Genomic DNA, 7,377 nt, shown 5'->3' with positions numbered 1-7,377 from the left:
GGTCAGTTTTTCCTGCAGGAATTCCCTGACACCTCGTATTTTAACAGGTGGTATTTTTTTATTCAAATGTGATTTTTATTTATTACAGGAATGCTCCTTATCTGTTGACTCCAATTCTAAAATTATCTTTTCTAATTTATCCGTTAAAACTTTAAAGTCGAAGTCTTCAGCTGCCTTTAATGCATTTTCACAATATTTGTTATATTCTTCTTTAGGCATAATATAGAATTTAAGTATACCTTCTGCTAAAGCTTCTGCTGAACCGCCTTTTACTGTTAATCCACAGTTATATTCTTCTAGCATGTCATATCCACATTCTATATTTGATAAAGTTGGTTTTCCTGAAGCAAAGTACTCGAACATTTTATTAAGACTCAGTCCATATTTGTACAAATAAATATGTTTACCTGTGAATATATTTAAATTAGATTTGCTTAAAATATTTGGAATGCATTTTTTCTCAACTCTACCTTTGAATATCACATTAGAAATGTTATTATCTCGAACATAATTCATCATTTCTTCTTTTTGGTATCCATCACCATAGAGTATTAATTTAATATCCTTAATACCTTTTTCATCTATAATTTCAGCTGCTTCTATCAAAAAATTAAGTGAATTCGCTTGTCCCATTGACCCTGTATAGATGATTTTGAAAGTTTTATCATTATCTAAGTCTGTATCTCTTAAAATGTATGTTTGTTTATTGTTATCATATTCTTCTAAATCTACACCATTGTTAATATATCTTACTTTTGATATATCAAGTCCAATATTATCAACATAGTCTTTACCACCAGGAAAAGTGAAAATTAACTTATCAGCTTTTTTATATATAAATTTTTCTAATTTATATAATATCTTTGCAGGTATACTGTGCTTGCTAATTGCTCCCATAGCAACTAAAGTTTCAGGCCAAAGGTCTCTTGTCTCTGCAATAAATTTTGCATTATATCTTTTTGCAAGTCTGTAGCCTGCAAGCCATGTTAGTGGATGGGGTGAAGAAGCATATATTATATCTGGATTGCAGAATTTTTTTCTAACCTGTATTACTCTTATTGCGTATTCCAACATATTCATTATTCTCTTAACTCCATTACCTTCATAATTAGAGGTCTTTACAAACACAAATGGAACTCCTTCAATCTCCTTTATAATAAATTTACTATTATCATTAATATAATTTATATTTGTCCTATGTATTGCACTTGATGAAAAAATTCGTACATCATATCCTCTTTTTATTAATTCTAAAGCAAATTGAAAATGTCTTGTGTATTTTCCAATTGTAGGTGGCTCACCATAATGATTTATTATCCAAATATTCTTCCTCATCTTTTATCCTTTCCCTATAACTAATAAGCTAAATATTATTTAATCACTTTAAAAATAGTTTCAATAATCAATCTAATATCATAAGCAATAGACATGTTTTCTATGTACTTAACATTAAGCTTTATCTTCTTAGGCATTATTTCATTTATATATGTTTCCTCTGGATTCTTACTTTGTGCAAGTATCAAATCTTCATCCTTATATTCAATTGAAGCAATGTCTGTAATTCCTGGTCTAATTTTTAATATACATCTTTGATTTTCATCATACATTGCCACATATTTGGGGACTTCTGGTCTTGGACCTACAAAGCTCATGTCTCCAATCAAAACATTTATTAGTTGTGGCAATTCATCTACTTTAGATTTTCTTAAGAAATGGCCAGACTTTGTGATACGATTGTCTCCATCAACTGTAAGTTGCATTCCTTTTTTTTCAGCATCTATTATCATAGTCCGGAACTTAAATATCATAAACTCCTTGCCATCTTTACCAACACGTATTTGTCTAAAGAAAACTGTTCCTTTTGATCCTAACTTAATTACGATTGCAATAACAATAAATGCAGGTAATAATATAAGTAACCCGATAAAAGAAACCAAAATATCAAACATCCTTTTAAAAACAAGTTGTATTTTTCGTTTCTCCAATATTTCATCAATCTCTTTTGGTAACAGAATTTCTTTCGAGTCCTTTTTTACTAATACTTCAGACATTAGCGTTCCTCCAAACTATATATAAAGATTTAATATTTATTCTTGAATAATCTCTTTCAACATATCTAATACATACCTCACATGTTCATTTGTTAGCAATGTATGAAGTGGCAAAGTAATTTCATTCTTATACATATCAAAAGCATTAGGATAATCTTTTATATCAAATCCTAATCTCCTATAAGCAGTGTGCATTGGTAGTGGTTTATAATGAACATTTGTGGCTATACCTTTCTCTGCCATTTTTTCTATAACCTTATTTCTATGAGCTTCATCCTTACTAAGAATCCTTACAAGATATAAGTGACCACTCGATGAAAAATCATCACCATGATGCTTTAAAACATCTACATTGCAATCACTTAAACCCTCATCGTACATTCTTATAATTTGTTTTCTTCTTTCCAATATTCCAGAATACCTTTGCAACTGCCCTAACCCTAAAGATGCCGTAATATCAGTCATATTACATTTATAAGCAGGATATACAATATCATATTCCCAAGCTCCTAGTTTAGTTTTAGCTAATGCATCCTTTGACTGACCATGAAGAGATAGTAACATAAATTGTCTATATACTTCCTCACTATCAACGCTAGGAATATCTCTCCAAGTAACTGCTCCACCTTCAGCAGTAGTTAGATTTTTTACTGCATGAAATGAGAAGCATGTAAAATCTGCAACTTCTCCACTTTTTTTCCCTTTGTAAGTGGCACCAAATGAATGAGCAGCATCAGCTAACACAATTACTCTACCAATAGCTTCCTGTATTTTGTTCGATGGATGAAATAAATTTTTTTTGCTATTTACTACTTGAAGTATCTTGTCATAATCACACATGACTCCGCCAATATCCACAGGAATAATAGCTTTTGTCTTCTTAGTAATTGCTTGTCCTAACTTTTCATAATCCATTTGAAAGGAATCTTCAGCTGTGTCTACTAATACTATCTTGGCTCCAACATGATTTATAACACTTGCTGAAGCTGTATATGTATATGCAGAAGTTATAACTTCATCTCCTTCACCAATACCTAAATATCTAAGAGTCATTTCCATAGCTGACGTAGCTGAATTTAAACATACTGCTTTAGGTGTATTTGTATATTCTGCTATTTTATTTTCAAATAATTTGGTTTTCGGTCCAGTTGTTAACCAACCTGATTTTAACGTTTCTACAACTTCATTTATTTCTAATTCTGAAATATCTGGAGGAGAAAATGGTATTTTCATATTAATCACCTTTCAATCTAACTTTCTACAAAATATTACTAATCATTAAAACTCCAATAATACCACCGTTCAAACATACTTCCTTGCAATGTTACTAGTTTTGTCTATCCTGCCAAACACCTTAAAGTAATGCTGCAACTAAATTTCATATTATTCTAATGGTGCAATTTGTTAGCATGGAAAATCCAGCATGTTAATCTTAAGCTACACACTAAAAAACCTCTTCACCCTATCCATTGGATACTCCATCTCTTTCAATCTGTCAACAATAGCATCTTCGAATGTATAAGATGTAATAACAATAGCATCATGCTTGTACTTCTTAATCTCTTCCCTAGCTATTACCTTATAGCCTAACATGGCTTCCCCTTGTTTATCTTTGTCATCATCTACTATTGCTATAACATTTAACGAAGATAGTTCCTTATCCCTAATTACCCCTATGATAGTTTCTGCTACTTCTCCTGCGCCGTATAATAATATGTTTTCATATCCTTTATCCATAATACTTTGAATAAAGTTTTCTACATTTTCTTTTGCTAATTGATAAAGTTTCATTAATTCTTGCAAATAACTAATACTTAGGTAATTTTTTCTCTGTACTCCTTTTGGGGTAATTAAGTATTTTACTGTTTTTGCTGATATATATTCTCTTTTCATATATCCTTTCTGTTCATATTCCTCAATATAAACATTTATCATGGATGGTGCTGCATTAGCTACTCTAGCTAGTTCTTTTTGTGTAACGTCTGAATTTTTTTCAATATATTCTAATATAACCAATTCCTTAAGCTGAGGAGTAGGAATGAAAAAATTACTTTTCTTTATTGTATTGATATTAATCACGCCCAATCGTTCGTTCGTTGACCGACTGATTTAAATATACCATATGTTTAGACATGAATCAATAGAATTTTACAACAAAATTCTTGTAAACGAGAGACTGATATTATTAAATTATTAAATAATTACTGATTATTTTCATTTGTATAAAAGGTAAACGTTGCTATTATCTGATTTTATTATTATAATATTATCTGGACAACCTTTGTTTTGAATTGGGGGTAGCATATGAATAGACGGGGAGAACCAGAAAATAAAAAAATAATATTTATTGGAATGAGGGTTATTAAGACAATTATTGCTGTTCATATATGTTTTCTAATAGGTATGATTAGAAAATCCCTTCCTTTTTATTCTGCAATAGCTGCAATATTATGTATGCAAAACGACCAGACAAACAGCTTAAAAGTTGGACTAAATAGAATGAAAGGTACTCTAATAGGGGGATTATATGGATTTTTAGCTATAATGTTGATAAAATATATAAATATAGAATTGTATAGTTATATTCACTATTTAATTCTATCTTTATTTTTAATACCTATAATATATACTAATGTTCATTTACAATCTAGTAGTTCTACTTATATTAGTTGCGTAGTTTTTCTAAGTATAACCGTCTCACATGGGGCGGATGTATCACCTTTATTATTTGCAGTAAATAGAGTAGTAGAGACATTAATTGGTATTGTAGTTTCCATTGGTATAAATGTAATTATGTAATCTTTAATAAAGGCTTAAGTGTTTAGTTAACACCTAAGCCTTGTTTATATTAATATAAGCCATATTGTTCCTTAATTATCTCATAAAGCCCTGCTTTCTCTAAAGTCTCAATTGGAGCTAAGAATGTTACTGTAACCGTTCCAGGAGCTCTTCCTATTTCAATAGCACCATTTATTGTAGCTCTATTTTTAACTTCAGGGACAGTTAAACCTAATACTTCTGAGGCTCTTTGAAGTCCATTATCTATTGCTTCATTTAAATTAACACCTGTTCCTACGAAACTAATAGGAGCAGTTTTTTCTAATTCTTCAACTCCCCATTTATTCCCTAATTCAGCTGCTATCTTCATTTCTTCTGTACTTATAGGTTTTGCTAAATAAGGTAAATCTTCTTCTACAGGAATTATAATAGGTCCATCGATATTTAAATTTTTTAGTATCTTAACTTTTAACGTAACCACTGCAGATATGTCTGCAGTATGACCTGCTATTTCTCCATCACCTTGCATTGCATGGGCATCTCCTACATAAACTCCCCCACCTTTAACTTTGACTGGAGCAATTACTATAGCCCCTTCTCTAATCTTATTGATATCCATGTGCCCATCAGTTTTATGTTTTTGTAATTCTTCTTCCGTTATTCCATATTCATGAGGTGCACCTACTAAAAAAGAACCAAAATCTCCTGCATTATGAGAATCTGGCATAGGTATAGAAGGTGTAGTTCCCAATTGCCCTAGAAAAGGTCTTAGCCTTGACACATTGCCTACAATATCATGGGGAGCAAAGTTTACTATTGGGTTTTGGACTGAATTATCTGGAATACTCATATAATCTTTTGCATTTTTAGCAGCTTCATATGCTCCTTCTTTATTTAATGTTACTCCTACCTTTTTATTTTCATCAAATGCTATAGTGTAGCCATTACTAAATTGAAAAGGTGAAATCTCTTCATTGCATTTTTCACACCTAACAGATTCATATCCTATTCCTTCTAGTTTTGTTACAGGGTTGGTTGTACCACAGTAAGGACATATTCCAGCAACAAAAGGGTCTCCTATGAAGTTCTTGTCTATAGTTTCATCATTACCAGAAGCAACAACAGATGAAGTTGCCTTTATTGTTTCAATATATATAGCAATTGCATCTCCTACTTCTGCCCCTTCAACAAAAACAGGTACTGTTACTTCATGGCCCCCTCTTAATTCTGGAGTTATCATAGGCCCCCAACAACCAGGAGCAGTATTGGCTACTATAGTGCCGCCATCTTTAACTGGACCTAACATATCCTTATTCGGGTCGAGAATCCCATTGGTGAAGTCATTGACAAAAACAGTTTGCTTAACCAAAACAAATTCCCCCTTTAAACTTTACATTATATAATTAATAGCCTAATCATATCTTCTCATTCTTTTATATTAGGCTCCTTATTTAGATATATACCCAGAATTTACATTTAATACTATCAAAAATACAAAGAAGCCTCTCCTATATTCCTGCCTTCATCTATCAGATGAATATGTAAAAAGTTCCTATCTTTTTCTAGAAGTTCAGTAGGATATGAAATTTGCATAAGATATGCAGTAATATTACCATCTCCTATAAATTCTTTTACTTTATTCAAAAGATAGACTTTTAGGGCATTTCCATTTACCGACACATGTATCATGTCAGATGTAAGAACTGGTGCAATATCTTTTTCCCCTATCTTATATTTTATTAGACTCATAGGTCGAAAATATACAGTTAAAGCAGGATAGGCACCCTTTATAGTAAAACAGTGCAATCCATATATTTTCTTCATTTAATATCACCCCTCCTTTCCCAATCTTTTATTATTCTATTACAATTCTTAGCATACATATTCTACATTTTGTTTTAAAGTCCTTCTAATAAAAAAGCAACCCCTGTAATCTAATGATTACAGGGGTTTTTAATGGTGTACCTATAGGGACTCGAACCCTAAGCCTCCTGATTCGTAGTCAGGCACTCTATCCAGTTGAGCTATAGGTACAATATGAAATTATTATGGAGGCGGCACCCAGATTTGAACTGGGGAATAAAGGTTTTGCAGACCTCTGCCTTACCACTTGGCTATGCCGCCATTCTGTATATATTAATGGAGCGGGTGAAGGGAATCGGACCCTCGCAACCAGCTTGGAAGGCTGGGGCTCTACCACTGAGCTACACCCGCATGTACTTTCAATTTAAATTTATAATACTCAGAAACAAGGAGTTTCTGAGTTGCAATAATCAATAGTGGAGCGGAAGACGGGATTCGAACCCGCGGCCCTCGCCTTGGCAAGGCGATGCTCTACCACTGAGCCACTTCCGCATATATGGTGGAGGAGACTGGATTCGAACCAGTGAAGGCTTAGCCAACGGATTTACAGTCCGTCCCCTTTAGCCAACTCGGGAACTCCTCCATATCATTTAATGGAGCTGGTGAGAGGACTTGAACCCCCAACCTACTGATTACAAGTCAGTTGCTCTGCCAATTGAGCTACACCAGCATAAATATTAAATTA

General features: G+C 32.5%; 7 protein-coding genes and 6 tRNA genes. 1 reads left to right on the top strand and 12 read right to left on the bottom strand.

The features are described 5' to 3' along the window. Positions 1-75: 75 nt before the first annotated feature. From C3E90_RS04300 to C3E90_RS04285, 4 genes are all read right to left on the bottom strand, one after another. A complete protein-coding gene (locus C3E90_RS04300; protein WP_236914425.1) occupies positions 76-1,335 on the bottom strand; it encodes a glycosyltransferase family 4 protein in 1,260 nt (419 codons plus the stop codon). Between the two features lie 35 nt (positions 1,336-1,370). Next, positions 1,371-1,949: a sugar transferase gene (locus C3E90_RS04295; protein ID WP_236914427.1), complete on the bottom strand. Its 579-nt coding sequence runs from the start codon at positions 1,947-1,949 to the stop codon at positions 1,371-1,373. 138 nt (positions 1,950-2,087) lie between these two features. Continuing rightward, on the bottom strand, positions 2,088-3,284 hold the full coding sequence (locus C3E90_RS04290) for a DegT/DnrJ/EryC1/StrS family aminotransferase (protein WP_236914423.1): 1,197 nt from the start codon (positions 3,282-3,284) through the stop codon (positions 2,088-2,090). Positions 3,285-3,488: 204 nt separating this feature from the next. Then, positions 3,489-4,130, bottom strand: a complete 642-nt coding sequence (locus tag C3E90_RS04285) for a winged helix-turn-helix transcriptional regulator (protein ID WP_236914422.1) — start codon at positions 4,128-4,130, stop codon at positions 3,489-3,491. Between the two features lie 225 nt (positions 4,131-4,355). Here C3E90_RS04285 and C3E90_RS04280 point away from each other — a divergent pair, with 225 nt between their 5' ends. Next, positions 4,356-4,850, top strand: coding sequence for an FUSC family protein (locus tag C3E90_RS04280; RefSeq protein ID WP_236914420.1), 495 nt, complete (start codon positions 4,356-4,358; stop codon positions 4,848-4,850). Between the two features lie 49 nt (positions 4,851-4,899). Here C3E90_RS04280 and C3E90_RS04275 read toward each other — a convergent pair whose 3' ends face one another. From C3E90_RS04275 to C3E90_RS04240, 8 genes are all read right to left on the bottom strand, one after another. Further along, positions 4,900-6,198: an acetamidase/formamidase family protein gene (locus tag C3E90_RS04275; protein ID WP_236914418.1), complete on the bottom strand. Its 1,299-nt coding sequence runs from the start codon at positions 6,196-6,198 to the stop codon at positions 4,900-4,902. A gap of 116 nt (positions 6,199-6,314) precedes the next feature. After that, entirely contained in the window at positions 6,315-6,653 is a 339-nt protein-coding gene (locus C3E90_RS04270) for a hypothetical protein (RefSeq protein WP_236914417.1), read from the bottom strand. Positions 6,654-6,786: 133 nt separating this feature from the next. Continuing rightward, positions 6,787-6,863, bottom strand: a tRNA-Arg gene (locus C3E90_RS04265). Between the two features lie 15 nt (positions 6,864-6,878). After that, positions 6,879-6,953, bottom strand: a tRNA-Cys gene (locus C3E90_RS04260). Between the two features lie 16 nt (positions 6,954-6,969). Continuing rightward, positions 6,970-7,043: transfer RNA gene (locus C3E90_RS04255), tRNA-Gly, on the bottom strand. A 66-nt stretch (positions 7,044-7,109) separates the two neighbouring features. Next, positions 7,110-7,184 (bottom strand) — tRNA-Gly (locus C3E90_RS04250). A gap of 5 nt (positions 7,185-7,189) precedes the next feature. Continuing rightward, positions 7,190-7,275, bottom strand: a tRNA-Tyr gene (locus tag C3E90_RS04245). Positions 7,276-7,286: 11 nt separating this feature from the next. Further along, a tRNA-Thr gene (locus C3E90_RS04240) sits at positions 7,287-7,362 on the bottom strand. Between the last annotated feature and the right edge of the window lie 15 nt (positions 7,363-7,377).

It is taken from the genome of Clostridium sp. Cult2, assembly GCF_021655075.1.
Classification (GTDB): Bacteria; Bacillota; Clostridia; order Tissierellales; family Tepidimicrobiaceae; genus Schnuerera.
Note: the sequence above shows the minus strand (reverse complement) of the source record. Positions and strands in the feature narration are given on the sequence as shown.

Coding starts and splice junctions, on each gene's coding strand:
- C3E90_RS04270 (WP_236914417.1), bottom strand. CDS start 6,653: ATGAAGAAAATATATGGATTGCACTGTTTTACTATAAAGGGTGCCTAT.
- C3E90_RS04280 (WP_236914420.1), top strand. CDS start 4,356: ATGAATAGACGGGGAGAACCAGAAAATAAAAAAATAATATTTATTGGA.
- C3E90_RS04300 (WP_236914425.1), bottom strand. CDS start 1,335: ATGAGGAAGAATATTTGGATAATAAATCATTATGGTGAGCCACCTACA.
- C3E90_RS04295 (WP_236914427.1), bottom strand. CDS start 1,949: ATGTTTGATATTTTGGTTTCTTTTATCGGGTTACTTATATTATTACCT.
- C3E90_RS04290 (WP_236914423.1), bottom strand. CDS start 3,284: ATGAAAATACCATTTTCTCCTCCAGATATTTCAGAATTAGAAATAAAT.